Genomic DNA, 24,856 nt, shown 5'->3' with positions numbered 1-24,856 from the left:
GACACTCCGTTTGATGTCATTGGTCCGGGTATTACGCGCAACCGGGGTTAATCCCAACTTAATGCGTTACTCCGCCTGTAGTTGTTATCTGGAGGCGCTATTCTGCGTCAAGTGCGCAGTGTAGAACCCATCAGTGCCCTCGGAAACCAACCATAGTTTTTCGAACACTCTGGACCACTGTGGGTTTTGCCTGACCAAGGCGCCCACCGCCTCTTGATTTTCTTCACGCAACATGGAGCAGGTTGCATAGGCCAGCAGTCCACCATTTGAAACAAGCACCGAAGCCTTCGACAGGATGCTTTGTTGAATAGAACACAGTTCGGTCAGTCGTTCTGGTGTCAAGGCCCATTTCCCGGCGGGTGCACGACGCCACGATCCGCTGCCCGAGCACGGAGCATCAACCAGAACGATATCATAAGGTGAATTGGCGGCGACACTCACGCCATCCAGCAAGGTGATATCAACGCCAGCGCGTTGCGCGCGCGCGGGGATATCGCTCATTCGGACTGGTGAGATATCATGGGCGAACACCGAAACGCCGCGAGACGCAGCTAAGGCAAGCGACTTGCCGCCCCCCCCGGCGCAATAATCCAGCACCTTCAGTCCTGGGCGCAGAGGAAGAGACGCCACAACCGCTTGGCTGGCGGCATCCTGAAGCTCGACCAGGCCATCCAGAAAAGCGCGGCTTTTTGCGACTAGCCGTGCACCCGAGACAATTTCCAGCGCGGTGTCGCACGCGGAATGCGAACGAGCTTCGATCCCGTCCCTGGCCAGTACTTCGACCGCTTGTGGCAAATCGGACTTTAGGCGATTCACTCGCAGATGAACCGGCGCGCGATGGCGCAGCGCCTGTGCAGCGGCCTGTGCTTCGTCACCCAGACTGTCCTGAAACCGCGACCACAACCAGTCGGGCAGGTCGTTTTCCTCGCCACCCGGGGCAGGTGTACACCCGGTTTCATTTTCACCGACAGGCAGAGGAGCATGCCGCGCGCCAGTAAAAAGGTCTGTCGGGTCTTCACTGGCGGCCCGGATCAGGCCGATCATAAGTCCACGCCCTGTTTCAGCCCCTCCTAACGCTGCAAAGGATCTTTTGCAGCGCAGTGCGTCAAAAACATGGTCGCGGATCGCTGCCCGGTCCTTCGATCCCGCAAACCGACTGCGCCGCGCCCATCCTGTCAGAGACTTCTCGGCCGGTGTTCCAGCCAGAATCTCGTCAAGAATTTCGATAGAGGCCTGAATACGGGCGGCAGGTATCATAACAAAGTCCGGTTTGGTTTCGCGTTGAAACGCATTGCCTCGACTGGTCCACCTGCAAAAGCCGAACATGGCAGGGCTGCCGCAAGGCCAAGTCCCGCCAAACGATTAACCTATACGATAGTTCGGGCTCTCGCGGGTGATCTGAACGTCGTGAACATGGCTTTCCTTGAGGCCCGCACCGGTGATCTTGACGAACTGGCAATTGCTGCGCATTTCCTCGACATTGGCGCAGCCCGTGTACCCCATGGCGGCCCGCAACCCGCCTACAAGTTGGTGAATGACCGCGCTCGCCGATCCTTTGTAGGGCACTTGACCCTCGATCCCTTCAGGTACCAGTTTGTCGCTAGCTGCGTCCTTTTGGAAATACCGGTCGGCCGAACCGCGCGCCATGGCGCCCAAGCTTCCCATACCGCGATAGGATTTGAACGATCGGCCCTGATACAGGATCACCTCGCCGGGGCTTTCGTCAGTGCCCGCGATCATCGATCCGACCATGGCACAGGATGCACCGGCCGCAATGGCCTTGGCAAAATCCCCGGAAAACTTGATACCACCATCAGCGATGACAGGCACGTCTCCGGCTGCTTCGGCACAATCCATGATGGCCGTCAGCTGCGGAACGCCCACACCGGCCACCATACGCGTGGTGCAGATGGATCCCGGCCCGATGCCAACCTTGACAGCATCGGCGCCCGCATCAATCAGCGCTTTCACCGCATCCGCCGTCGCAACGTTCCCGGCAATGATCTGAACTTCGTTCGACAAGGTCTTGGCGCGTTTGACCGCATCGATCACGCCCGCCGAATGGCCATGCGCGGTGTCCACCACGATAATGTCGACGCCCGAGTCGACCAGCGCTTCGGATCGCTCGAATCCCGTGTCTCCTACAGACGAGGCTGCAGCAACCCGAAGCCGCCCCAGACGGTCCTTGCAGGCGGTAGGGTTCAGAACCGCTTGTTCCGTGTCTTTCAGGGTCAAAAGACCCGTGAGTTTGCCATTGCCGTCCACGACCAGCAATTTCTCGATCCGCCGCGCCTTCATCAGACTCTTGGCTTCTTCCAGATCCGCCGGCTCGCGCAGCATCGCCAGGTTGTCCGAGGTCATCATCACCCGAATTGGCGTGTCATCGGACGTGGCAAAACGCATGTCCCGGTTGGTGACAATGCCAACTACGCGGCCTTTTTCGTCAACCACCGGAAAACCCGTGAAATTGTAACGCTGCACCAAGGCCTTGGCATCTGCCAATGTCTGATCCGGCCGAAGCGTGACAGGGTTGTATACTATGCCCGATTCGAACCGCTTGACCCGTCTTACTTCGCGCGCCTGTTCCTCGACGCCCAGATTCTTGTGAATCACGCCAATGCCGCCCGCCTGGGCCATGGCAATCGCCATTCGCGATTCGGTCACCGTGTCCATGGCGGAACTGAGCAGCGGAATGTTCATGCTGATCTCGCGTGTCACGCGCGTTGCCGTATTGGCGGTGGATGGCAGCACGGAAGAAGCCGCCGGAACCAGAAGAACGTCGTCAAAGGTGAGAGCCTCACGAATCTGCATTTGCTAACCCCATGCAAAACCCCGTTTGGCGGTGACCCTATTGCATGGTTTCCGGGCAAGGGAAAGCCCCAGCTCACAGATCCGCGGAAATTGGGGTACAGAAAAAGGCGAGTCCTACGCGCATCATTTTTGACGGTAAGGTGCGAAAACGACGCAACACGCCCGAAACCTGCCGTTCGGCGCCTTTCTCTTTTCGTGCAAACCCATATGTTGCGCGTCAAACGTATGAATTCCAGAGGCAGGCCAGTCATGACCAGCGATCCACTTGTTGTCTTCACCCCATCTGGCAAACGCGGCCACTTCCCGGTCGGAACCCCGATCCTGACGGCTGCCCGACAGCTTGGTGTGGATCTCGACTCTGTCTGTGGCGGGCGCGGTATCTGCTCCAAATGTCAGATCACACCGTCTTATGGCGAATTTCCCAAGCATGGCGTGACGGTCAAAGAAGGCGCGCTCAGCGATTGGAACGCGGTCGAACAGCGCTATGATGACAAACGCGGTCTTAAGTCCGGACGCCGATTGGGGTGCCAGGCCACCGTTCAGGGAAACGTCGTGATCGATGTTCCTCCAGAAAGCCAGGTACATCGCCAGGTGGTACGCAAGGCAGCCACCGCACGCGCCATCGTCATGGACCCGGCGACCCATCTCTATTTCGTAGAGGTTGATGAGCCAGATATGCACGAGCCCACCGGCGATCTGGAACGACTGGAACGCGCACTCAAGGCGCAGTGGGGCGTAGACAAGGTTACCGCCGATCTTTCGCTCTTGTCCAAGCTGCAACCGGCCCTGCGCAAAGGAGGCTGGAAGGCCACTGTCGCGCTGCACAAGGGACACCGTGACACCGCTCACCAAATTCTGGAAATCTGGCCCGGATACTCCGAAGAACGTATCTATGGGCTTGCAATTGACCTTGGTTCAACGACGATTGCCGCCCATTTGACCGATCTTCGCAATGGCGAGGTCAAAGCGTCATCCGGGCTCATGAACCCGCAGATCCGTTTTGGCGAAGACCTGATGAGCCGGGTCAGCTATTCGATGATGAACCCCGGCGGCGACAGGGAAATGACAACTGCCGTACGTGACGCGATCAATGATATTACCAAAGCCATCGCCGAAGACGCCGGCATTTCGTCCGAATTGATCCTGGAAACGGTTTTCGTCTGCAACCCGGTGATGCACCATCTGCTGCTAGGCATCGACCCGGTCGAGCTTGGCCAGGCTCCCTTCGCGCTGGCGACATCCGAAAGCCTCTCCCTGCCAGCCCGCGAGATGGATCTGACCGCCATGAATCCACGTGCGCAGGTCTATGTGCTGCCCTGTATCGCTGGTCATGTTGGGGCGGATTGCGCGGCGGTGGCCCTCTCCGAAGAACCCGGCAAGTCCGACGACCTGGTTCTGATCGTCGATGTGGGAACCAACGCGGAAATTTTGCTTGGCAACAAGTCCCGGGTGCTGGCCTGCTCTTCACCCACCGGCCCTGCCTTTGAGGGCGCGCAGATCAGCTCCGGTCAACGCGCTGCTCCCGGCGCCATCGAACGGATCGAGATCAACGCCGAAACGAAAGAGCCGCGCTTCCGCGTTATCGGCTCTGACAAATGGTCGGACGAGGAAGGATTTGATGCCGAAATCGCCACGACCGGCATCACCGGCATTTGCGGTTCGGGCATCATCGAGGCAGTGGCCGAAATGCGCATGGCCGGCCTGCTGGACGAAAGCGGCCTGATCGGGTCGGCCGAACAGACCGGTGCCACCCGCTGCGTTCCCGAAGGCCGGACGCATGCCTATCTGATCCACGACGCCAGCCCCGAGGGTGGTCCGCGCATAACCGTGACGCAGGGCGATATTCGGGCTATCCAGCTTGCCAAGTCGGCCCTCTATGCGGGCGCGCGCCTGCTGATGGATGAAATGAATGTCGACAAGGTTGACCGTGTCGTCCTGGCGGGTGCTTTTGGCGCGCATATCTCGACCAAACACGCCATGGTTCTGGGAATGATCCCCGACGCGCCGCTGGAAAAAGTAACAAGTGCAGGCAACGCCGCAGGCACGGGTGCTCGCATTGCGTTGTGCAATATCTCTTCAAGGGCCGAGATTGAACGGGTCGTGCGGGAGATCACCAAGGTTGAAACAGCGATCGAGCCGAAATTTCAGGAACATTTCGTCGCTGCAAACGCAATCCCGCACAAGACCGATCGGTTCCCGGAACTCAGCCAAGTTGTGACTTTGCCCGCACCGTCGTTCAACACCCATTCGAACAGTGATGCCGATGCATCGAGCGGGCGGCGCCGTCGGCGCCGGGGCTAGCCCCGGCCTTGGTCAAGTCCTTGCCATTCCGTTGGTCAACTTCTCTTTGCAGACATAAGGATAAGCTGGTTGAGGCAATGGCGGGACTTGCGCGGCCAAGGCAGCGATGCACCAAATTTGCAGTCTTTTGTCCGGGGTTTTCAATTTGCTGGCGTCTTTAACCTTCGAGGCCATTTGACGGACCCCATGGGTCCCAAAACCTTTCCAGATCGGAATACAGCTACGTTGATCCCCATCACCCGCGTTGCCTATCGAACAAAAGCCGAGATTTGTGTTGGGCCGTGGGTCACTACAAAATAAACGTATTTGAATGTGATTTTTGTGCTAACGTCAGCTGAAACTGCCTTGTGACTTTGGTGTGATTTCACTCGCCATGAACCGACACAAACCGGCCCCATTCTAAAGGACTGAAAATGATCCGCTTCGGCATTGTAAACTTGATCCTTCTGGCAGCTTCGCTTGCGATTATCGTCTCCGGCCCGTCATATGCCCAGGACCGGGATTGGAGCTATTCGGCCTCGATCTATCTGTTCACACCCGAAACCAACACCTCCACCGAAACGGCTTTCGGAACAGTGGACGCCACCCTGTCGTTCAGCGACGCGCTGGATAACTTGGATTTTGCATTCATGGGCGCATTCGGCGCATCCAACGGGCGTTGGAGTCTTCTTGCTGACTACATGCTGACCGACATCTCCTTCGGTACGGCAACTCCCGGAGGGGCGTTCGGAGAACTCAACACTTCCGTCAAAACCCAGTTCTTCAACGCCTATGCCGCCTATCGGGTCTACGAGGATAGCAACGTCTCACTCGATGCCGGTGCGGGATTTAGATGGTACAGCACTGATACCGTCTTCACTCTGACTCAGGGCGCACTTCCGGACCGAACAAATACCGTCGACGAAGACTGGTTCGATCCTTTGATCGCCATGCGCGCCCGGGTTCAGTTTTCCGACAGATGGTCGGGCACCGCGTTTCTTGATTATGGCGGATTCCGCAGCGGCAGCGAAACCTGGCAGGTTTTACTGACAGCAGACTATGCCCTCAACGATCGATGGCTGCTCAGAGGCGGTTACCGCCATATCGAAGTAGATCACGAGATCAACGGCGCAGACTATACCTTTGACCAATCCGGGCCGATTTTCGGTGCAACCATTCTGTTCTGAAACCTGAATTTCGTCACGGCCGAAAACCATAAAAAATGCGTCGAACCCTCTGGACGCCGAAAACCGGTGTTGCTATACGGCGCGCACCGTTCCGGCGTAGCTCAGCGGTAGAGCAGTTGACTGTTAATCAATTGGTCGTAGGTTCGATCCCTACCGCCGGAGCCAATAATCAATAAGCTATCGAGAACGCTTTTTTTTTCTAAGAAGTATCCAATTCACTTGTTTCGAACCATGCATTATATCCCGACATGTTTCCTGAACTGGTGAGCATGGGGAACCAGATCTCGGGCAAAAGCAGTTTCTACGATCCTGCCCCCAACGACGAATGCAATTCGATCGGAAATCGACAGCGCAGCATCGACCCGTTGTTCCACGAGAATCGTCGCGACACCTGTCGCTTTCAGACCAATAATCGTGTCACGGATCAGCGCAATCATCGAAGGCTGCAACCCTTCGGTCGGTTCATCGAGCAGCAGCACTTTTGGTTCAAGGCAAAGTGCCCGAGCGATGGCAAGCATCTGCTGTTCACCACCCGACAGCGTACGCGACACCTGCCCCATGCGTTCTCGGAGCCTCGGAAAGAGGTCCAGTACCTTTTCTCGTACCTGTGCGCTCCGATCTCGGGTCATCAATCCGATTTCAATATTCTCAGAGACGGTCAGGTTTCCGAACAGTCGACGCCCTTGCGGGACGTAACCTACGCCATGGCGTGGCACTTCATGGGCAGGAAGCGCCTCCAAGCGGGTGCCGTCAAGTTCCACTTTGCCAGCACTCGAACGTACCTGACCGATGATAGTCTTGAGTGAAGTAGACTTCCCGGCGCCATTCCTCCCCATCAAGCAAAGCACCTCACCAGAGGCAACCGCAAGCGACAAGCCATGCAGAACCTGAACCGCGCCGTAACCTGCGTCGATACCATCGAGTTTTAGCATTCACCCCCCTAGATAGGCAGCCTGAACCGCACTGTTCGCCCGGATCGACAGTGGTGACCCGGTCGCCAAGATCTGGCCAAAGTTTAGCACCGTGATGCGATCGGCCAGGTCCATGACCACGTCCATGTTATGCTCGATAAGAAGAACGGTGGCCTCAGGGACTATGCTTCGAACAATTGATTTGAAGATTTCGATCTCTCCTTGCGCCAATCCCTGTGTCGGTTCGTCGAGAATCAGAATCTTTGGCTCCAAGCCTAGTCCCATTGCGATCTCCAGTAAGCGTTGATGGCCATAACTCAGCGTCCCAGAAATCTGATCGGCTCGATCCGCCAAACCCACCCGTTCAAGTGCGGACATTGCATCGTCGGTTATGTGTTGAGAATGGCGACTCTGGACTGCAAGCGCTACGTTGTCAAAGGCACTCAGCGCGCCGTAGATCTGTGTGATCTGAAAGGTATAGGCGATGCCGGCCCGCACGCGGGCATGCGCAGGTAATCGTGTTATGTCATGGCCAGATAGATGGATCGATCCGGACTGCACCGGAATTCGGCCCGACAGCAAACTGACAAACGTTGTCTTGCCAGCGCCGTTCGGGCCGATGATCGCGTGAATTTCACCTTCAGAAACATCGAAATCCACCTTGTCCACTGCCTTCAATCCGCCGAAGTGCCGGGTAAGCTCTCGGGCTTCAAGAAGAGTTACGGCAACCATCTCATCCCCCGTTCACGCAGTGTGCCAAGTATGCCTCTTGGCGCAAATAGGATGAGGAGGACCAACACGGCCCCGGTCACGAATTGGTGAGCGTCGGTCAAAGAACTGGCATAGTCGACCAGATAAAACATCAGCAGTGCGCCGAGGAAAGGACCAATGACCGTACCCGCACCACCAAGAAGGACATAAAGAAGCGGCAAAATCGAATACTGTACAGAAACTAGGCTGGCACCCACATAACCGAACATCAATGCATATGCTGCGCCACTGACCCCTGCATAGACACCGGAAACCGTCAGTGCAAAAAGCTTGACCGCGAATGGGTTGTAACCGAGCATGCGGCTGCGCTCCTCGTTCTCGCGTATCGCCACCATAATCCGCCCGCGTGGCGAGCGGGCAAGCCAGAGATTGATCAAAAGCGCCACAGAAAACAACGCGAAAGCAACCAAATAGCGGGTGCCATCGTCGGAAAGGTCGAGAGCCCCGAGCATCCGAGTGGATTTTGGAACAACAATGCCCTCGTCCCCACGTGTATAGCTGCCGAGATACAGCACCGTCAGGTATCCCGCCTGTGCAAACATCAGGGTCACGATCATGAAGGCAACGCCTGCTGTGCGGAGCGCAAAAAGGCCTAAGGCAAAGGCCACGCTGCCGCCTGCGGCAAGTCCTGCGACAAGGCCTACTGTTGCACCTCCGTTCGCGTAATAGGCAAGAAGCCCCGCAGCATAAAGTCCTGCGCCAAAGAAAAGTGAATGGCCGAGGCTTAGAAGGCCGGTGTAGCCGAACGCAATATTATAACCCATCGCATAAATCGCCAGCACCATGATCCGAGCGATATTTGTGTGATGATACGCTGGCGCATAGAAATGGAACGCAAGCAATACAAAGATAAGGCCGAAGTGGAGCCAGAGCGCACGATCGATTTTCATACGGCGCGCTTTCCATAAAGGCCCTGAGGCCGGAAAACAAGAATCAACGCGACGGCCAGCGTTGCGACTATTTTGGCCAACGTCGGGGCGAAAAATGTGGAAAGAACGCCATCTGACAACCCAATGACAATAGCCGCAACCAGTGTGCCCCGCAAACTTCCCAGACCACCGATGATTACGACGATGAACGACAAAAGAAGTGGATCACCCCCCATCAGGTAGTGCGCCTGCTGGATCGGAACGATCAGAACTGCGGCTATGGCGGCAAGCCCAGCCCCCATCGCGAATACTCCGGCATAGACCCTGTCAACATTTATCCCGAAAGCACGCGCAGTGTCCCGGTCTTCCTGTGTTGCCCGCATCACCAATCCGATGCGCGTATGTTTGAGGATCAGCCAGACCGCAAGCAACAGCATGATCGCTGCTGCGACAACCAACAACTTATAGCCGGAGTAGCCGAACCAGGGCAGTTGGATGCGGAAGTTGATTGGTGCCGGAACCGGGCGCGCATCCGGACCGAAAAAACTCAAGGCCGCCTGCTGAAGAATGTACAAAAGTCCGATCGTTGCGACGATCGTGGCCTCGGGCTCATAATTCAACCTTTTCAAAACCAACACATCGGAAAGGGCCGCGATTGCACCGACGATCAAAGGGCAGAAGACCAACGCTGCCGCAAAAGCAATCGCTGGTGGTCCCGGTATCCATTGAGTAGTGAACCAAGCAAGCACTGCGCCCAGCATAAAAAATTCACCATGCGCGACGTTAACAACCCGCATGATGCCGAACACAAGCGACAACCCAACCGCCGTTAGCGCAAGGACTGCGGCGGTCACGAGGCCCTCCATCAGGGCAAGAAGCAGGAACGGTCCGAAATCCACTCATTATCCGGGAGGGGCTGGCGCCCCGCCCGCCCTAAGTCAGAAACTTAGTGTCGTATAGTCGACCTCGTCAGGATAGAACCCGTCTTCCATTGAGGTCTGGTGCACACGTATCAATTTGCCACCCTCAACCTTGGTGATGGATTGAAGCCCGAAGGCCTGGTGGGTTTTGCCATTGAACGTCTTTGGTCCTTGCGGATGTTCTCGGCTTTCGGTGAAATCGGTCATCTCTTCGATAGCCTCGACGACCTTCTGCCGGTCCGCCGGTCCTTGGTATCCAGATGCCTCCATCGCCTGTCTGGCAACAAACAGGGTCTCCCATGTCGAAAACATGTGCGCGTAGGTCGCGACATCAGCCGAATCCGAAACCGAAGCACCGTTATCGTCCACCCCAACCGCTTCGCGATAGAAGGTCTCATGATCCGATGCATCCGCCTGCTTATAGCGTGGGTGGCCTTCCCAGAAATGCGAACCGTCGAGAAATTCGAGGCCGGGCGAGTTGATATCAACCGCCTCAAGCGAGTCGATGAAACCGAACAGCTGCGGCCGATCTCCCGAGCCATAAAACTCGCCCAGTTCTTTGACAAAGGTCAGAACGGCGGGACCTACCATGACGTGATAGATGACATCCGTATCCGAAGGAATCTGTGGGAAATAGCGAGTGAACGAGGTTTCGGTCGGCGGGATCGCAATATGCTTGATCACCTCGCCGCCCTGCTCTGCCACCGCTGCGGTGAAATAGTCGCGGTGATCGTGACCGAATGCAAAATCGGGGAAAATCATCGTGACCTTCTTGCCGAGGTTCGAGGTCACGAACGGCGCCATGCCCTGCACCTGGCTTTTCACGTCCGTTATGCCCGGTTGCATGGTCCAGCGATTCAGCATCCCGCTCGCAACGTGATGCCCTTCGGAACAGACAAGATACGGCACCTTCAATTCACCCGCTCGCGGGGCGGATCCGATGACCACATGGGAAAAGAGTGTACCCATCACCAGGTCACAGTTCGATTGGGTCGTCAGCTTTTCGACCACCTCGGCACCGCGCTTGGGGTCAGTGCCGTCGTCTTCGAATATGATCTCAACAGGTCGCCCGTTAATGCCACCTGAGTCATTGAGAACCTGAAGTGCAGCAGATGCCGTGCGCTCATACCAACGTCCGTAGGATGCCCCGATCCCGGTGCGATGAAGTTGGAACCCAAAGCGAATTGGCTCAGACGATTGTGCTTGCGCATAGCGCGCTGCAAGACCACCGGACAGAAGCGCGCCCGTGCCCGCAAGCCCTTTGACGAAAGATCGACGATTGAGATTTGAGAGGATTGGCTTGTTTGTCATCAAACACCTCCGCTGTTGTAACGACGCAATTTCATTGAATTCCTGACTGCGTCTTTTGTTTCCCCTTGGTCACGGAACACGGAGTCAGTGCGAAATGCAAACCCTTTCTCATCCCGCCGTTGGCGCGGAAAGCAACCACAACCCGAAGACCGTATAGCCCACCATCAATATCGTGACCGGCAAATGAGCCCAAAGACTCGGCCCGACGCCTGCCCGTTCACCCAGCCGAAAGCCAAGGATCACTGCAAGTAGATGAGCCGCGAGGATAACCGAGAACTGGGCAGTCCAAATCGCCAGTACGCCCGTACGGGTCGACAGAAAGCCGAAAGAAACCCAATGATCTGAAAGTCCAAGCAGATGCCAGCCTTTTCCAAGCGGATCATTGATCGCGGCAATCAGATATTGCCCATCTGTCAGGAAAGCAACGAGATAGTGCGCGACATGATACCCTGCTGCAATTGGTAGAAACGCCAGCATCATTGGTCCGATTGCCTCCCGAAACTTTCCCCGTGGAAGACCCAAACGGACCGCGCCGAGTATGAGGGCCGTGCTTATCCCCCAGAAAATGATAAGAGAGACAGAATTCACCTTCAAAACAGCTGAACGACCAGGAAACTCCAAGGGATTGATGTCGAGGCGGGCGAGCCACCAAAAGGTTTCGGACAGTCCATCGAAGCTTACCGAGGCGAGCACAAGAGTGACGAAGGCAATAGCTGAAGGTGCCAGCGGTTCGATCCGCAGAACCTGAGCACCGGGTGGTCCAGCCATGACCATGATACCACCGCTACGCACTTCGCCCCATAAGGGCGCGATTTTGGAAATAAACCCAAAATAGACCGACAGAAACTCACCTCGCCTCAACCATTCCTCTCCTTCTGCGACGGCGAGAACGAGAATGGCAACATAGTATATGACCGCGACCCGGGCGAGATGCGGTGGGTCCGCGGGGGCCAGTGACACGATCTCGAACCAGGCAAATCCCAGATAACCCAGCACGGCAGGCCAGTATCCAAGCCTGGAAAGACCAATTCTCTTCTTCCTGCCCAAAAGGTGGCGCAGCAATCGTACCGGGCCACTCCATGGTTCGATTTTACGCCACAGATCGCCGAACAGGACAGCCAAAAGCGTAAGCCCGACCCAGAGCATGGTCCACAGCATCAAAGGTAACAAGTTTTCTGCCGGGTCGTGTGTTCCCCAGACACCTGTCCCGATGAGGACAGCGAAAACTGCTGTACCAATCCAATTTAGTGCGGTGCGAGCGAGAAAAGCCGGACGGAAAAACAATTCGAAAGCAGGAAATTTCGGTGGCCGGGCAGCGAATGCGCTCAGGAGTGCCGTCAGCACTACGGCAATTGCGGCACCGACCATGTACCACCCGGTCGGCAGCGTCAGGATAACCATGCGCTCGGAGGCATGAGCATAGGCCATGCCGGGAAGTACCACGAGGAACACTGCAATCAAGCGTATCATTGAAGCCCCTTCGCGCGTGTTCGATGACACGGTACAATCAATTCTAATGGCAATAAGTGCCCCTTTTTGCCATGTTCCACTGTCTCAAGCAAAAAGCCGATCAAGGAAAACCGAGCTGATTTCCTTTGAAATCGCCCTTTCGCTCGCGATGAAGAAAGCCAAACCTTACTGTAGTCTCCAAGGGTGGCTCGCGACATCAGGCAATTGGACTCTGTTGCCAACGATTTCGTGCTTCCCAAGTTGATAGTTCTTCCCTCTGCTCAAAAGGTTCATTCCCTAAGTCATTCGCGGTATCGCGGTTTTTTGGCAAGAAATTGAGGTAGCCGAAACAGCGTTTTACATCGAACCGCGAATGCGGTCGCCACATACCTACCGACCCACGCTCAAGAGCCGCCGTTGTGCTGTCGACAAGATCGGTTTCTGCCGTCCTCCGTTTTTCTACGTAGTAACAATCGAACCGAAACGGAGGCCGTCAATCGGCGCTACTCGTTTTCGGGTCGATGATTGCCCTCCCGGCACTGCGATACGCGTCCGGCTCCTTCTGACCCACACACTTCCAAATCCGCGCTTTATGATGCCCTCGAACGGCAAAGTATCATTGCTGCTTGGGGGGCTGTTCAACCTAATTAGCCAACAGCCAACTATGATTCTTGGGCCCTGAATCTGACACCGAGGTCGCGAAAAGCTTTCTCATGCCAATCTAGGAATACTCACTTCCCTTCCGATTCGTTTTACGCAAAAGTGGCTAAGACTTGATAACGAAATAGTTACCACAGAAGAAAGCACGCAAAAGTGAGGAGAATTGAATGCGATTTCGACAGGCAGTTTTTGTAGCGCAGTTGGCGGTTGCGAGCGTTGCCCTTGCAACGTCCGTGTCGGCACAGGAAGGAAAACCGAATATTCTTGTGATCTGGGGGGACGATATCGGCCAGTCCAACATTTCAGCCTATACGTTTGGACTAATGGGGTATCAAACACCCAACATCGACCGGATTGCAGACGAAGGGATCATGTTCACCGACTATTATGCAGAACAATCCTGTACCGCTGGTCGAGCATCTTTTATCATGGGGCAATCGGTGTTTCGAACCGGCCTGTCCAAGGTCGGCTTGCCGGGAGCAGAAGAAGGCATGCAGACAGAGGATCCGACGATTGCCGCTTTGCTGAAGGCCGAGGGTTACGCAACCGGCCAATTCGGAAAGAACCACTTGGGCGACCGGGACGAGCACCTGCCAACCAACCACGGCTTCGATCAGTTCTTTGGCAATCTGTATCACCTGAACGCCGAGGAGGAACCTGAGAACGAAGACTATCCGCGTGATCTGGTTCTGCCGAACGGAGAGACTTTTCTGGATCGCTATGGCCCGCGCGGCGTAATCCGATCATCGGCTAACTATGGTGAGAGTGAGATCTCACAAACCATCGAAGATACCGGTGCACTGACCAAGAAGCGCATGGAAACTGTCGACGATGAAACCTCTGCTGCAGCTTTGGCGTTCATCGAAGAGAAGACAGCCGAAGGCACGCCATGGTTCGTTTGGTGGAACGGCACCCGAATGCACTTCCGCACGCATGTCAAAGACGAAAACCGCGGAATCTCTGGTCAGGATGAGTACGCCGACGGGATGGTCGAGCATGACATGCATATCGGCCTGTTCCTCGAAAAGTTAGACGAGCTTGGAATCGCGGACAACACCATCGTATTCTACTCCACAGACAATGGCCCGCACATGAACACTTGGCCCGACGCGGCGATGACACCTTTCTGGGGCGAAAAGAACACCCAATGGGAAGGCGGTTGGCGCGTTCCCGCAATGGTGCGCTGGCCAGGGAAGATCGAGCCGGGCTCGATCACGAACGAAATCGTTCACCACATGGATTGGCTCCCGACTTTCCTTGCAGTAGCCGGGAATGAAACGGTCAAGGACGATTTGCTAGAGGGAGTTACCGTCGACGCGATGGCGGGGCGCGAGTACCGTGTGCATTTGGACGGCTACAACATCCTGCCGCTACTGACGGGCGAAACAGACCAAAGTCCGCGCAAGGAGGTGTTCTATTTCACCGATGATGGTGATCTGGCGGCGCTACGGTTTTCCGACTGGAAGATCACGTTCCTAGAACAAACCGCGTGGGCGACTTTCCGGGCATGGATGGAGCCATTAACCCCCCTGCGCGTACCACTGATCACGAACCTGCGTCGCGATCCGTACGAGAGAGCCTATCGCACATCGAACACCTATTATGATTGGGTTCTGGATCGTGCATACCTGCTGGTGCCCGCACAGCAATACGTCGGACAATTCCTAGCAACATTCCAGGAATATCCACCCCGCCAGGAAGCAGCATCTTTCAGCCTCGACAAGGTTATGGAAACGCTGCAGGATCCCGGATCACGATAGGATGGTTAGACCGCCCGGCCCATGCCGGGCGGCTCTTCGTTTTCAGTAAAAGCCAGCGACAGATCCGGTCTCCAACCAATTTTGTGGGGCATCAACAAGCCGGATTGGATCAAACATTAGCCGCGAGGATCATGGATATGCGATTGCAGAAGATGTTGCCTCTATTTGCCGCATGCGCCGCAGCAACATCGCTTGCCGCACAGGAGAAGCCGCGACTGGTCCTGCAGATCACGGTGGACCAGTTGCGCGGCGATCTGATCGACCGATTTGGTTCGGGTTTCGGATCGGGCGGTTTTGCCTACCTTCTTGAAAACGGCGCAGTGTTTGCCAACGCCCATCACGACCATGCAAACACCGAGACGATTGTCGGACACACAACACTCGCGACCGGCACCACCCCGTCGATTCACGGCATGGTGGCGAATCTTTGGTTTGACCGAGTGTCGGGAACGCAATTCTACAATGTACAGGATCCCGACTACCCGCTGATCGGCGCGCGAGGAGTGGATGAGAGTGCCGAGATCGATCCGACACAAAGGGCGGCGACCACGGATGGCCGATCTCCTCGTGCCATTCTGACATCGACCATTTCCGATGAAATCGCCCTTCACTTCGGGCCTGAGGCAAAGGTTTTTGGCGTGTCGGTCAAGGATCGCGGGGCGATTTCCATGGCAGGTCACGCGGGCCAGGCTTTCTGGTTCTCGAAAAGCGAAGGACGTTTCGTAACCAGCACGTTCTATCGCGACAACTACCCGGATTGGGTCCATGAGTGGGAAGATCAAGATCTCGTTCAAAGCTATGCCGGACAAAGCTGGACATTGCAGGGTGACCCTGAAAGTTATGCCTTTGGTTACAGTGACGACCAGTTGTGGGAAACTGATTTTCCTGGTTTTGGCCGCACGTTCCCGCATGACTGGGGCTCAGCAGATGACAAGTATTTCACTACACGCCTGACACTCAGCCCGGCTGGGGACGAGATTACCGCAGATTTTGCAAAGGCCTTGCTGATTGGCGAGGGATTGGGGCAGGATGATGTGCCCGATTACCTGGCGGTCAGCTTTTCATCGACTGACTATGTGGGACACATATTTGGCCCGTCGAGCTTGGAAGCAGAGGACAATCTGCGCCGCTTGGACGGCACGCTGTCCGACCTGCTGGCTTTCGTCGATGAACACGTCGAGCTGGATAAGACGCTCGTCATTTTGTCTGCCGATCACGGTGCACCAGAACATCCAGGATATCTTGAAACGCTGGGTATTGAAGCGGGAACATTCGATTTCGAACGCGTCGACACGGAACCGGGTTTCGTTCGCCTCTCTGCGGATTTCGGGGAAAGCCGCCCGTTGATCCGCAACTTCTCGAACCCATATCTGTACCTTGACCATCAGGAAATCGAGGCGCGCGGACTGGATCGCGCCGAAGTAGCGCGTGCGGTAGCCGAAGAACTCGACCGTCTGGACGGCATCGCCCATGCAATTGCCAGCGACGACCTTCGAACCGGCGCGGTTGCCCCGGGGAAAATCACCAATGCCGTGCTTGCCAATTTCCACCCGGAACGATCGGGGGACATCTATGTTGTGTTTGAACCGCATTGGTTTATCGCCGATTTTGACGGTCTTACCGTTGCTTCGGCACATGGCTCGCCTTGGACTTACGACACTCACGTTCCCATCATCCTTGCCGGTCCGTACATCTCGCCAGGGCGTTTCTTGCATCGCGTCTCAACCGTCGACGTAGCTGCCACCATCGCGACTTATCTTGGCACAAAAATGCCATCCGGTTCGGTGGGGGAACCATTGTTCGAGTTTTTGCGGTGAAGTTCCCGGCCCTGCCAGATGTGCAAACAACTCGCGGCTCGATCTTATGGTTGGGGCAATTCTTGGCGATGGTATACCTGCTTACGCAACCTGCAGCTTCGGAACCTGACTATGTGGGATCAGACGAATGCACCGATTGCCATACAGAGTCTGCCGCAGCATGGAAGGGATCTCATCACGCCAGAGCCTGGACGACCGCCACACCAGAAAACGTACTGGCGGATTTCAATGAAACCGAATTCACACTGGACGGGATGACAGCACGGTTTCGCGTGACGCCAGACGGTCGCTATAATGTGTCGGTCCGAGAGTTAGACGGGAGAACGACTGACTACGCGATCCATTCGGTTGTCGGGGTTGAACCGCTGCAGCAATATCTAATCGAAACCGAAAAGGGACGGCTGCAAAGCTTTGACGTGGTTTGGGACACGGAAAAGGGCGGTTGGTTTCATCTTTATCCGGAGCAGAATTTTGGACCCGACGATGGGCTGCACTGGACAGGGCCTTACAAAACATGGAACAGCCGCTGCGCTGCCTGCCATGCAACCGGATATAACGCGAATTATGATTTACCGAGCCGCAGCTTTGCGTCTTCACAAATCGAAATCGGCGTCGGGTGTGAGGCTTGCCATGGGCCGGGATCAAGCCACGTGGATTGGGCCAGCAAGCCAGAGACGATGCGAGAGCCCCCTCCTCTGGCTTACGGATTCCCGGTAGATCTGTCTGATCGTCGTCAAATGATACAGCAATGCGCCGGATGCCATTCTCGTCGCGAGGCCCATTTTGACGGTAATCCGGTTCCGGGAACGCCTTATGACGATGCCTATGGCCTGTCATTGTTGCGTGAAGGTCTCTACCACGCAGACGGTCAGATTCAGGGCGAGGTCTATGTCTATGGCTCTTTTCTTCAATCCAAGATGTATGCCAAGGGCGTGGCATGTGGTGATTGCCATTTGCCGCATGAGGCCAAATTAATTGCCGAAGAGAACGGTATCTGTACAACGTGTCACAGTCTGGCAGGAAATCCGGATTATCCAAGCCTTCCTTTACTGGATTTCGACTCCTCTGATCACACTCACCACCCCAAAGGATCATCGGGCGCACAGTGCAAAAACTGCCATATGGTCAAACGTGTCTATATGGGCAACGATTGGCGCGCCGATCATTCATTTCGCATTCCGCGCCCCGACCTTTCGAAAAGAACAGGTGCACCCGATGCCTGCACCACATGCCACACCGATGAGACATCGGATTGGGCCGCCTCCAGACTTGAGGAGTGGTTCCCGGACAGCGACAAGCGCGGCCCTCACTATGGAGAGGTGATCGCCCGTGGTCGAAACGATCCTGTGACAGCTGCGACCGACCTGCGCGATCTGGCGCTGAATGACGAGATGCCAGGGTTGGTTCGGGCAACAGCGCTTTATCTACTGGAGCAGACGCGAGACCCGGAAGAGGCCGAATCGCTGGTCAAGTTGATCCAGGATCCCGACCCGGTGGTGCGTAGCGCAGCAGTTGGCCTGCAAAGGATTGCATCAGCGATCGACCGCGTGCAGCGCACAATAGGTGCGTTGGCTGATCCGTCGCGTTCCGTACGTATGGCTGCGGCCAAGGCGATGCTACAGGCGCCGATAGCCCGATTGCCGTCGCAAGACGCCAAAAACATGCGCCGCGCGTTCGATGAGTGGCAGAGCGCGATGGCAAGCAGGCTGGATTTTCCCGAGACGCATTTGCAACTAGGTGGAACCGCCCTTGTGATGCGGAACCTGCCCGCCGCAGCAAACGCCTTTACCGAAGCTGCACGGCTTGACCCCCAACTCATAGACGCCTGGATCATGCAGGCACGCTTGGCACTGGCACTGGGGGATGTAGCAGCAGCAACTAGTGTGTTGGCCCGAGCGCTGAGGTATAATCCCGGATCACTTTCGCTGCAACTGATGCATTCCCAACTCACTCAAGACCAACTGGATCTTTTGCCGCCCCCTCAAGAACAATAGCCATCGGCCACAGGGGCGATCCAACTAATTTTGTTCATTGAACTACAACCTTTCCGACAACCCAGGTGCGGTCCCAACTTCTGCAAACTTCGCATTCATCAGAGGTGCTGCATTACCCGTTCTCGTCGTCGAAATGGCAGGTGCGAATTCTCTACCCGGTTGTCGAGACAGCGACCACACGCCGGCAGTCCATCACGCCCCAGATTGCGAAGCGCAGTAGCCGTTCGGTCAGAGCGCTATGGCACGGTTGAAGGGACTTCTGTTATGCTGCTTAAGCAGCGCAACGCCCTGGCATGAGTTCGTCGAGTCGCGTGATCTTGTGAGCTATCTCCTGAAATTCGGACACTGAAGTAAGCTATGATTAGTTGTCACTGGTCTTCCACGAAGAGGAGATCAGAGATGTCGAAACGGAAGAACCTCTCGCCCGAGTTCAAGGCGAAAGTCGCGCTCGCAACTTTTTCGCGTTCGACACGTCCATCCCGCCAAACTTGGCTTTGCATTTGCAAAACGTCGCATCGCTGATCCTGTATTTGCGGCACAGCTCCTGAGCTTTGACCCCAGCCTCGTTTCCCTTGATCATTCCAATGATCTCTTCGTCGCTAAATCTGCGTTTTACAGTCCATCCTTTGCTCGGACGGATTGCAATACCCCGGTGGCCTGATTTCAGGGGGCTAAATCACTGCCCGCCTCGTCACTGCGCGGGCATTTCGTCGGCTTGACGAACCTACGGGGCAGAAACAACCATCTTTTGGACACGTCAGCTGAGTGATCAGTCACAACCGCCAAAATCACAAAGATACTCAGCATAGGATCCCTCTGTAGCTCGACAAAATACAAACGATAGCCAAACCGGCTTAAAATTGGCATTGTTGCGATGACATGCAAAATCTCAATAAATTTGCGAGATCAAATTGGTGTCGAGGGTCTTCATGCGTTGGTTGATGATACTTGCACTACTAATTTCAACCGAACCGGTTTGGGCACAGGAACGCCGTGCCCTGATAATCGGGAACAACGATTATGAAGAAGTCGAAAAGCTGGATAAGGCAGTTGCCGACGCGCTGTCACTGTCCCAGACGCTTGATGTTCTCGGGTTTGACACTCATTTAGCCACCGATTTGGGGCGGCGCGGGATGAACCGCCAAATCTCGCAGTTCACGTCTCGATTGAATCCGGGTGACATTGCGCTTTTGTTCTTTGCCGGGCACGGCGTCGAGATCGACGGTGAGAACTATTTGTTACCGACCGACATCATTGTTCCCTCAAACGGAGAAAGCGATTTCGTCAGATCCGAGGCGATTGCCCTATCGGATCTGCTGGATCGTATTCGCACCACGGGCGCACGCGCCTCCATCGCGATTGTCGACGCTTGCCGAAACAACCCGTTTGAGGTGACAAATGGCAGAAGCATTGGAAAAACAAGAGGCTTGGGACGGATCATTGCGCCACAAGGCACATTCGTCATCTTCTCTGCCGGTGCAGGCCAACTGGCGCTGGACCGGCTTGACGACGATGACACTGCAGAAAACTCGGTTTTCACGCGGGCGCTGCTGCCGCTCATCTCACAGCCGGGGCTGGAGATTCGCGCTTTGATGTCGGATCTTAGGGTCAGCGTCCGTGATCTCGCCAGCACAGTGCAGCACCGACAGATACCCGCGTATTATGATGAACTGATCGGTGAGTTCTACTTTGCGATTGCACCTCGAAATCAGTCGGAAGGGGTGGCGGATTTCAAGAATTCTAACGACATTCGGCTTGATCTGGAACTGACCCGCTCTATCGGAACGGTCCAAGCCTATGACGCATTTCTAGAAAAATACTCAGATCGATCCGACGCGTTCGCCTTTCAGGTTGCGTTGAAGTTGAGGGATTCGCTGGAAGATAGTAGTCCCGACAAAACGGTCGCGGCTCATTCACCACAAGGAAAGGAAACTGAGATCGAGGTCCTGATTGAACAAAGCCAGGTAGAACTCAATAGACTAGGATGCTCAGTAGGGTCACCGGACGGCATCGCAGGACCCAGAACCAAAACGGGCTTTCGGGCATATTTAACTGCCACCGGTTCTTCTCTAAAACCAAGTGATCTCGGCAGTAAAAAAGCCCTTAAGGAACTGGCGGGCAAACCGGGGCCGGTTTGTGTTGCTATTCCAACTCCAGAACGCAAATCGATTGCCCCTACTCTGGCCGGGACATGGTCGTTTTCCGCAACCTGCGCGGCTTTTCTGAAAGTCACTGGATCAGCCAGCTATACTCAAGCAGGGCCAAACTTCTTTCGTGGGCAGATTTCGGATTCCCTTGGACAGACTGGATCGGCCGAAGTGTATCTGTCAGGACAGGATATCAGTGGGAAAAGTTTCTTTCCGGGCAAAACAAATGTCTTTTCCGGGCGTTTAGCACCCGATGGAAACAGCTACACAACCGTTGGCACGTCTACCTGCAATGTTCAGGCGAGAAGGCTTCAGTAGCGACTCCCGGCGTCAATTGAGCCGGTATTCCCCGACAATGTTTCGCCACTCTCCGGATGACAACATCTTGCGATGTGTAAAGCGGACAGAATGGAGCGGCCCTTCAATCTCGCGTTGCCAGAACTCGATGAAACCGAACAGTTTTGGATGATCGGGCGCAAGATCATAGTCCTGCCACACAAAGGTGTTCAGGACATGGATATAGTCAGGCATGTGATAGAAGATTTCAGCCGTTGTCAGGCCGTAGCCTTTAAGCATCAATTCAGTTTCGTTTTTTCCCATACAGACCTCCGGTAAAAAACCTCGGTCACAATATGATAACATAAACTCCTTCAAACGCTCATAAAAACAATGTGTTAACATTACGACATCGAGAGTTTTCAGCCGCAGATGCTGTTTGCTTGCACCCTATATGCAGGTTCTGATAAGATGCAGCCACAAGATATAGACCCTTCACAAGGAACGGGCAGTTTACGTGAGCGATACGCCAGAAACCCCTGAAAACACCGACGAAAATCCCCCTCAACGCCCAGCGTATGATGGCCCGACGGTTTCCATCGAATCCGAGATGCGCAATTCGTATCTCGACTATGCGATGTCGGTCATAGTAAGCCGCGCGATCCCAGATCTGCGCGACGGACTGAAACCTGTACATCGCCGCATCCTCTATGCGATGCACGAGACTGGAAATACCCATGACAAGTCATATCGCAAATCGGCCCGACCGGTTGGTGACGTTATGGGTAAGTACCACCCGCATGGTGACAGCGCCATCTATGATGCTCTGGTACGGATGGCTCAGGATTTCTCGATGTCGCTGCCTTTGCTTGATGGCCAGGGCAACTTTGGCTCGATGGATGGCGACAACCCCGCGGCTATGCGTTACACAGAAGTCCGGATGGACAAACCCGCGAGCGCCTTGCTGGCGGACATCGAAAAAGAAACAGTCGATTTTCAGGACAACTACGACGGCAAAGACCGTGAACCGACTGTTTTGCCAGCCCGATTCCCGAACATGCTAGTCAATGGCGCTGGTGGTATCGCCGTCGGTATGGCAACCAACATTCCTCCGCACAATCTGGGTGAAGTGGTTGATGCCACGCTGGCACTGATCGATGACCCCGATCTGACAAGCGAGCAACTGATCCAATACGTGCCCGGCCCCGACTTTCCGACAGGTGGTTTGATGCTGGGTCGCTCGGGGGCTCGCAAAGCCTATCTGGAAGGGCGCGGCAGCGTTATTATCCGCGCCAAGACGAGGGTCGAAGAACTGCGCAAGGACCGCTATGCCATCATTGTGGACGAAATTCCCTATCAGGTGAACAAGGCCGCGATGATCGAAAAAGTCGCCGAAGCAGTTCGCGAAAAGCGGATTGAAGGAGTCGCCCATGTTCAGGACGAATCCGACCGCAACGGCGTGCGCGTTGTGGTCGAGTTGAAACGCGACGCCACACCCGAGGTCGTTCTGAACCAACTCTACCGCTTTACACCAATGCAGACCTCCTTCGGCTGCAACATGCTGGCGCTGAATGGCGGTCGGCCCGAGCAACTGACTCTGCGCCGGTTTCTAACATGCTTCATTGATTTCCGTGAAGACGTGGTGGCGCGTCGTACTGCTTACGACTTGCGAAAAGCGCGCGAACGCAGCCATATTCTGTGCGGATTGGCTGTCGCAGTTTCCAACGTGGACGAGGTCGTCGCGACAATTCGAAGCTCTGCCGACGCTTCTGAAGCGCGCGAAAAGCTGATGACGCGCCGCTGGCCGGCCTCAGACATCGCAAGCTACATTCGGCTGATTGATGACCCGACCCACACCATGAACGAGGACGGGACCTATAACCTGTCCGAAGCACAGGCCCGCGCAATTCTCGACCTGCGTCTGCAACGCCTAACCCAACTTGGCGTCAAGGAAGTCACGGACGAACTGGAAAGCCTGGCCGCCAAGATCAAGGAATTCCTGGAAATTCTTGGCTCGCGCGAGCGTATCATGGAAATCATCGCAGACGAACTTCGCGAAGTGCGCGAGAATTTTGCCGTGCCGCGCCGTACCGAGATAGTCGACTGGTCCGGAGACATGGAAGACGAAGACCTAATCGAACGTGAAGACATGGTCGTCACTGTGACCTCGGGCGGCTACATCAAGCGCACCCCATTGGCCGATTTCCGTGCTCAAAAGCGTGGCGGCAAGGGGCTGTCAGGGATGCAGACCAAGGAAGAGGATGTGGTCACCACCCTTTTTGTGGCTAATACACATACACAACTATTGTTCTTCACTACCGACGGAATGGTCTACAAGCTCAAGACTTGGCGCTTGCCTCAGTCAGGACGCACCGGCAAGGGTAAGGCCATCGTCAATATCTTGCCGATCCCGACCGGTGTTTCCATTGCGGCAATCATGCCGGTCGATGTGCCGGATGAGGAATGGGAAAACCTCCAGATCATTTTCGCCACCAGCGCGGGCGATGTTCGCCGCAACCGGTTGTCGGACTTCACCAATGTCCGGCGGAACGGAAAGATTGCGATGAAATTGCCCGAAAGCGTCGAACTGGTAAATGCACGCATCTGTTCTGAAGACGAGGACGTAATGCTGGTCACCAATTCCGGTCGCGCGATCCGCTTCCGCACCACTGACGTGCGGGTCTTCAATTCACGCGAATCCACTGGTGTTCGGGGAATCAAACTGACCAACGGAGATCGCGTTGTTTCAATGTCGGTTATTCGGCATTTCGAAGCCGGTCCCGATGAACGAGCCGCATATCTAAAAATGCGCCGCTTAATGGCTGGTGTAACAGAAGACACCGAGAATGACGAGGACGAAGGCAACGCGGACAGCGTGCTGCCGCAAGAACGGTACGCCGAGATGTCCGCCGCCGAAAACCTGATCCTGACCATCACGACAGGCGGAGCGGGCAAGCTCAGTTCCAGCCACGACTACCCGGTCCGGGGACGTGGCGGCATGGGAGTTGCGGCCATGGACAAAGCCATGCGAGGCGGCGATCTGGTTGCCTCTTTCCCGGTTGAGATCGACGATCAGATCATGCTGGCGACATCTAGGGGCCAATCGATCCGTGTTCCGGTTGATGGCATTTCCTTCCGGTCACGCAGCGCAGGTGGCGTGCGCGTATTCAACACAGGAAAAGGTGAAGAAGTCGTCAGTGTCGCCTGGATCGCAGATCAGGGCGAAGAGGACGAAGCGGACACAGGAAGTTGACCACCAAAGAGCGGCAGACATGCCGCTCTTTTCCCGAGGGCACAATGAAGCACTTAACCTTTCTAGTGGGCACTATTTTCGTTCTTGCCGCATCGCCCCTGATGGCCGACGAGTTGCTTGGAGAAGAGTTGATCGACGCCATCAGCGGTCGGCACTTTGACTGCATGATGGGTTTAACGCCACTTGAATGGATCGTTCAAGACACCGAAACGGACTCCAAAACAATTCCGTATTCAGCCATTGTACGCGGCAAGACAGTCGATGCAGAGTACGAGATCAATGCAGACGGGCGACTGACATCTGATGGATATGGCGATGAGCGTTGGGTTACCAGAACAGACGATGGAAAACTGAGCATTGCCCGTTCGGATGGGCGCGTCATGGAGTGTGTGGCACGCTGAAACGGAATACATTGTATCAGAAAGTCAATTCCATCAATT

Annotated in this window: 17 protein-coding genes, 1 tRNA gene and 2 pseudogenes; 9 read left to right on the top strand and 11 right to left on the bottom strand. The window is 55.5% G+C overall.

Annotation, left to right across the window (positions count from 1 at the left end; genetic code table 11):
• Positions 1-84: 84 nt before the first annotated feature.
• Together AC2FLX_RS02545 and guaB are read right to left on the bottom strand one after the other, a co-directional pair.
• The gene (locus AC2FLX_RS02545) at positions 85-1,257 is read right to left on the bottom strand and encodes an RsmB/NOP family class I SAM-dependent RNA methyltransferase (RefSeq protein ID WP_496811268.1); all 1,173 of its coding nucleotides are present in this window, start codon (positions 1,255-1,257) and stop codon (positions 85-87) included.
• 105 nt (positions 1,258-1,362) lie between these two features.
• Positions 1,363-2,811, bottom strand: coding sequence for an IMP dehydrogenase (guaB, locus tag AC2FLX_RS02540; protein ID WP_480750966.1), 1,449 nt, complete (start codon positions 2,809-2,811; stop codon positions 1,363-1,365).
• Positions 2,812-3,060: 249 nt separating this feature from the next.
• Between guaB and AC2FLX_RS02535 the strand changes: the two genes are divergently transcribed.
• The 3 genes from AC2FLX_RS02535 (at position 3,061) to AC2FLX_RS02525 (ending at position 6,443) form a co-directional block, all read left to right on the top strand.
• On the top strand, positions 3,061-5,112 hold the full coding sequence (locus AC2FLX_RS02535) for an ASKHA domain-containing protein (protein ID WP_496811269.1): 2,052 nt from the start codon (positions 3,061-3,063) through the stop codon (positions 5,110-5,112).
• 413 nt (positions 5,113-5,525) lie between these two features.
• On the top strand, positions 5,526-6,278 hold the full coding sequence (locus tag AC2FLX_RS02530) for a porin family protein (RefSeq protein WP_480750964.1): 753 nt from the start codon (positions 5,526-5,528) through the stop codon (positions 6,276-6,278).
• A gap of 90 nt (positions 6,279-6,368) precedes the next feature.
• A tRNA-Asn gene (locus AC2FLX_RS02525) sits at positions 6,369-6,443 on the top strand.
• Between the two features lie 71 nt (positions 6,444-6,514).
• Here the strand turns inward: AC2FLX_RS02525 and AC2FLX_RS02520 are convergent.
• From AC2FLX_RS02520 to AC2FLX_RS02495, 6 genes are all read right to left on the bottom strand, one after another.
• Complete coding sequence (locus tag AC2FLX_RS02520) at positions 6,515-7,210, bottom strand: ABC transporter ATP-binding protein (RefSeq protein WP_480750962.1); 696 nt, start codon at positions 7,208-7,210, stop codon at positions 6,515-6,517.
• The gene (locus AC2FLX_RS02515) at positions 7,211-7,921 is read right to left on the bottom strand and encodes an ABC transporter ATP-binding protein (RefSeq protein ID WP_480750961.1); all 711 of its coding nucleotides are present in this window, start codon (positions 7,919-7,921) and stop codon (positions 7,211-7,213) included.
• Positions 7,909-8,850, bottom strand: coding sequence for a branched-chain amino acid ABC transporter permease (locus AC2FLX_RS02510; protein WP_480750959.1), 942 nt, complete (start codon positions 8,848-8,850; stop codon positions 7,909-7,911). Before AC2FLX_RS02510 ends, AC2FLX_RS02515 begins: the two co-directional genes overlap by 13 nt.
• Complete coding sequence (locus AC2FLX_RS02505; RefSeq protein ID WP_480750957.1) at positions 8,847-9,728, bottom strand: branched-chain amino acid ABC transporter permease; 882 nt, start codon at positions 9,726-9,728, stop codon at positions 8,847-8,849. Before AC2FLX_RS02505 ends, AC2FLX_RS02510 begins: the two co-directional genes overlap by 4 nt.
• Before the next feature lie 39 nt (positions 9,729-9,767).
• The gene (locus AC2FLX_RS02500; RefSeq protein ID WP_480750956.1) at positions 9,768-11,060 is read right to left on the bottom strand and encodes an ABC transporter substrate-binding protein; all 1,293 of its coding nucleotides are present in this window, start codon (positions 11,058-11,060) and stop codon (positions 9,768-9,770) included.
• A 108-nt stretch (positions 11,061-11,168) separates the two neighbouring features.
• Positions 11,169-12,530 carry a hypothetical protein gene (locus tag AC2FLX_RS02495; RefSeq protein WP_496810495.1) on the bottom strand — a complete coding sequence of 454 codons (1,362 nt, stop codon included), beginning with the start codon at positions 12,528-12,530 and terminating at the stop codon, positions 11,169-11,171.
• Positions 12,531-13,336: 806 nt separating this feature from the next.
• Here AC2FLX_RS02495 and AC2FLX_RS02490 point away from each other — a divergent pair.
• The 3 genes from AC2FLX_RS02490 to AC2FLX_RS02480 all read left to right on the top strand — a co-directional run bounded on the left by AC2FLX_RS02490 (position 13,337) and on the right by AC2FLX_RS02480 (position 18,740).
• Positions 13,337-14,929, top strand: coding sequence for an arylsulfatase (locus tag AC2FLX_RS02490; RefSeq protein WP_496745086.1), 1,593 nt, complete (start codon positions 13,337-13,339; stop codon positions 14,927-14,929).
• A gap of 137 nt (positions 14,930-15,066) precedes the next feature.
• Positions 15,067-16,746, top strand: coding sequence for an alkaline phosphatase family protein (locus tag AC2FLX_RS02485; RefSeq protein WP_496810496.1), 1,680 nt, complete (start codon positions 15,067-15,069; stop codon positions 16,744-16,746).
• A gap of 68 nt (positions 16,747-16,814) precedes the next feature.
• Complete coding sequence (locus tag AC2FLX_RS02480; RefSeq protein WP_496810520.1) at positions 16,815-18,740, top strand: multiheme c-type cytochrome; 1,926 nt, start codon at positions 16,815-16,817, stop codon at positions 18,738-18,740.
• A gap of 107 nt (positions 18,741-18,847) precedes the next feature.
• Here the strand turns inward: AC2FLX_RS02480 and AC2FLX_RS02475 are convergent.
• Both AC2FLX_RS02475 and AC2FLX_RS02470 read right to left on the bottom strand, forming a co-directional pair.
• Positions 18,848-18,973 (bottom strand): annotated as a pseudogene (locus tag AC2FLX_RS02475) (IS6 family transposase); the annotation flags it as partial.
• A 212-nt stretch (positions 18,974-19,185) separates the two neighbouring features.
• Positions 19,186-19,380, bottom strand: a pseudogene (locus tag AC2FLX_RS02470) (transposase); the annotation flags it as partial.
• A gap of 289 nt (positions 19,381-19,669) precedes the next feature.
• Here AC2FLX_RS02470 and AC2FLX_RS02465 point away from each other — a divergent pair.
• On the top strand, positions 19,670-21,205 hold the full coding sequence (locus AC2FLX_RS02465; RefSeq protein WP_496875371.1) for a caspase family protein: 1,536 nt from the start codon (positions 19,670-19,672) through the stop codon (positions 21,203-21,205).
• Between the two features lie 12 nt (positions 21,206-21,217).
• On the opposite strand, the gene AC2FLX_RS02460 is transcribed toward AC2FLX_RS02465, so the two are convergent.
• On the bottom strand, positions 21,218-21,487 hold the full coding sequence (locus AC2FLX_RS02460; protein WP_496745080.1) for an usg protein: 270 nt from the start codon (positions 21,485-21,487) through the stop codon (positions 21,218-21,220).
• Positions 21,488-21,680: 193 nt separating this feature from the next.
• Here AC2FLX_RS02460 and gyrA point away from each other — a divergent pair, with 193 nt between their 5' ends.
• A complete protein-coding gene (gyrA, locus tag AC2FLX_RS02455; protein ID WP_496810497.1) occupies positions 21,681-24,416 on the top strand; it encodes a DNA gyrase subunit A in 2,736 nt (911 codons plus the stop codon).
• Positions 24,413-24,817, top strand: coding sequence for a hypothetical protein (locus AC2FLX_RS02450; RefSeq protein ID WP_496810498.1), 405 nt, complete (start codon positions 24,413-24,415; stop codon positions 24,815-24,817). Before gyrA ends, AC2FLX_RS02450 begins: the two co-directional genes overlap by 4 nt.
• Positions 24,818-24,856: the final 39 nt, after the last annotated feature.

This window comes from Ruegeria sp. YKSF57, from assembly GCF_059612585.1.
This window is presented reverse-complemented; position numbering and strand designations above follow the sequence as displayed.

Excerpts from the sequence above, each read along its gene's own strand:
- AC2FLX_RS02460 (WP_496745080.1), bottom strand. The coding sequence starts at position 21,487 with ATGGGAAAAAACGAAACTGAATTGATGCTTAAAGGCTACGGCCTGACA.
- AC2FLX_RS02520 (WP_480750962.1), bottom strand. The coding sequence starts at position 7,210 with ATGCTAAAACTCGATGGTATCGACGCAGGTTACGGCGCGGTTCAGGTT.
- AC2FLX_RS02500 (WP_480750956.1), bottom strand. The coding sequence starts at position 11,060 with ATGACAAACAAGCCAATCCTCTCAAATCTCAATCGTCGATCTTTCGTC.
- AC2FLX_RS02495 (WP_496810495.1), bottom strand. The coding sequence starts at position 12,530 with ATGATACGCTTGATTGCAGTGTTCCTCGTGGTACTTCCCGGCATGGCC.
- AC2FLX_RS02535 (WP_496811269.1), top strand. The coding sequence starts at position 3,061 with ATGACCAGCGATCCACTTGTTGTCTTCACCCCATCTGGCAAACGCGGC.
- guaB (WP_480750966.1), bottom strand. The coding sequence starts at position 2,811 with ATGCAGATTCGTGAGGCTCTCACCTTTGACGACGTTCTTCTGGTTCCG.
- AC2FLX_RS02465 (WP_496875371.1), top strand. The coding sequence starts at position 19,670 with ATGCGTTGGTTGATGATACTTGCACTACTAATTTCAACCGAACCGGTT.
- AC2FLX_RS02510 (WP_480750959.1), bottom strand. The coding sequence starts at position 8,850 with ATGAAAATCGATCGTGCGCTCTGGCTCCACTTCGGCCTTATCTTTGTA.
- AC2FLX_RS02515 (WP_480750961.1), bottom strand. The coding sequence starts at position 7,921 with ATGGTTGCCGTAACTCTTCTTGAAGCCCGAGAGCTTACCCGGCACTTC.
- AC2FLX_RS02490 (WP_496745086.1), top strand. The coding sequence starts at position 13,337 with ATGCGATTTCGACAGGCAGTTTTTGTAGCGCAGTTGGCGGTTGCGAGC.
- AC2FLX_RS02530 (WP_480750964.1), top strand. The coding sequence starts at position 5,526 with ATGATCCGCTTCGGCATTGTAAACTTGATCCTTCTGGCAGCTTCGCTT.
- AC2FLX_RS02545 (WP_496811268.1), bottom strand. The coding sequence starts at position 1,257 with ATGATACCTGCCGCCCGTATTCAGGCCTCTATCGAAATTCTTGACGAG.
- AC2FLX_RS02480 (WP_496810520.1), top strand. The coding sequence starts at position 16,815 with ATGGTATACCTGCTTACGCAACCTGCAGCTTCGGAACCTGACTATGTG.
- AC2FLX_RS02485 (WP_496810496.1), top strand. The coding sequence starts at position 15,067 with ATGCGATTGCAGAAGATGTTGCCTCTATTTGCCGCATGCGCCGCAGCA.